The organism is Nocardioides dubius, from assembly GCF_039528155.1.
Taxonomy (GTDB): Bacteria; Actinomycetota; Actinomycetes; order Propionibacteriales; family Nocardioidaceae; genus Nocardioides; species Nocardioides dubius.
Window position 1 is genome coordinate 173,260 of the sequence record NZ_BAAALG010000007.1, and the last position, 1,947, is coordinate 175,206.

3 protein-coding genes are annotated in these 1,947 nt (G+C 72.0%); all 3 read right to left on the reverse strand.

Annotated elements, in window-relative coordinates:
* Positions 1 to 22: 22 nt before the first annotated feature.
* Positions 23 to 826, reverse strand: a complete 804-nt coding sequence (gene sepX, locus ABD151_RS09530) for a divisome protein SepX/GlpR (protein ID WP_343993666.1) — start codon at positions 824 to 826, stop codon at positions 23 to 25.
* Between the two features lie 61 nt (positions 827 to 887).
* The gene (locus ABD151_RS09535) at positions 888 to 1,514 is read right to left on the reverse strand and encodes a GNAT family N-acetyltransferase (RefSeq protein ID WP_415630054.1); all 627 of its coding nucleotides are present in this window, start codon (positions 1,512 to 1,514) and stop codon (positions 888 to 890) included.
* A partial coding sequence (locus ABD151_RS09540) for a MogA/MoaB family molybdenum cofactor biosynthesis protein (RefSeq protein ID WP_343993668.1) occupies positions 1,511 to 1,947 on the reverse strand: 437 nt, incomplete at its 5' end. The genes ABD151_RS09535 and ABD151_RS09540, both read right to left, overlap by 4 nt.

A 1,947-nucleotide genomic window follows, 5' to 3' on the forward strand; every position in this document is an offset into this window, starting at 1 on the left:
CCGTGGCGTTGATCGGTGCGGCTCAGGAGCCGACGGCGCGCTGCTGCTGCTCGCCCTCGTCGTCGCGGGCGGCCGCGGCGACCTCGTCGGCCTCGCGGGCCAGCTCGGTGTCCTCGGCGGTGTGGCCCGAGGTCCAGGCGCCGGGGCTGCCCAGGTCGATGGTGCGCACGCTGCGCCGGGTCGCCTTCTCCTTGCCCACGTAGGTCGGCAGGGTGACCGGCATCGGGTCCCAGACCTCGGCGGTGATCGCCGGGATCGTGGTGGTCTCCGACTCCGGAGCGACCTCGTCGAAGCCCTGGTCGTTGCGTGCCACGTCGTACTCCGCGGGGACGTCGTCCGCCTCCTCGGCAGCCACCGTCTCGGTGCTGCGCGGCGTGATCATCGCCTGCGTGGTGGCCCGCTCGGACTTCACCATCACTCGGCAGAGCACCAGCCAGACGACGACCAGACCGGCCGGGATCGTCTGCCACACCCAGCCGATCACGCCGGCCAACGCCACAGCGGCGACCAGCACGTTGAGGACCAGCAGCGTGGTCAGCACCCGGCGGCGACGCTCGGTCGCGCGACGGGTCGCCTCGCGGCGGGCCCGCAGCTGCGCCTTGGTCACCACCGGCTCCGCCTCCTCGGCAGGAGCCGCGCCGGAGACGGTGAGCGTGGTGTCGCGACCGTCCACCGTGTCGCGGCGCGCCAGCACCCGCAGGGCACCGGAGAAGCGCTCGACCGACCGGTTGCGGCTCACCTCATCGTGGTGGCGCACTGCCTTGGGGATGAGATAGACGGCCCACGCCACGAAGACGGCGACGAAGATGATTCCGGACAGGTCCACGTATCAGAGGTTATGAGCGGTTGGCCGCGACCGGACGCAGGCGGGCAGGTGTGTCGCAAATTCACCCGTGTGACGGATGTGATTCTCCGCTGATCGAGAACCCGGCACGCAGCAGCCGGTTGACCATGCCACCGGGGCACTCCTCGGTGGTCACCGCGAACTGCCGGTGGTCGCGCCACTCCCCGTCGATGTGCAGGTACCGCGGCGCATAGCCCACCTCGGCGATGCCGAGCTTCTGCACCACCCGCAGGGAGTTCACGTTCTCGGGGCGGATCGAGATCTCGATCCGGTGCAGGCGCGCGGTGGCGAAGCAGTGGTCGATCACCAGCGCCACCGCCATCGGCACCACGCCGCGCCCGGCGAACTGCGGGTCCACCCAGTAGCCGATCGAGGCGAACTGCGCCGAGCCGCGGACGATGTTGCTCACCGTGACCTGGCCGGCGAACTCACCGTCGACGGTGATCGCGAACGGCATCGCCTGGCCCTCACGGGCCAGCTTGGAGAGCTTGCGGACCATGGTGCGGAAGGTCGCGGGACGATCTCCCGCCCCCGGCGGCACCGTCGCCTCCCACGGCTTCAGCCAGGCGGCGCCACGGATCCGGGCCTCACGCCAGGCCTTGGCATCGGCCAGCTCCAACGGGCGCAGTCCCACCGGGCCATGCGCCAACATCACCGGCCAGTCGCTCAATGGTCGCTCCCCACGATCTGTTCGAGAGCATGCTGCACCACCGGCTCCAGCACCGCCAGCGCATCGCGCACCCCGCCCCGCGAGCCCGGCAGGTTGACCACCAGCGCATCGCCGGCGACGCCTGCCACGCCGCGCGAGAGCATCGCCGTCGGCACCCCCTTGGCGAGCCCGGCCGCGCGGATCGCCTCGGCGATCCCCGGCACCTCGAAGCGCAGCAGCGGCCGGGTCGCCTCGGGCGTGCGATCGGTCGGAGTGAGCCCGGTGCCGCCGGTGGTCAGCACCAGCCGGGCGCCGTCGGCGACGGCCGCTGCGATCGCGGCCCCGACGGGCTCGCCGTCCGGACAGACGACCGGGTCGCCGACCACGAATCCCCAACCCTGCAAGGCCTCCACGATGATCGGACCGGTCTCGTCGGCGTAGACGCCGGCGGGGG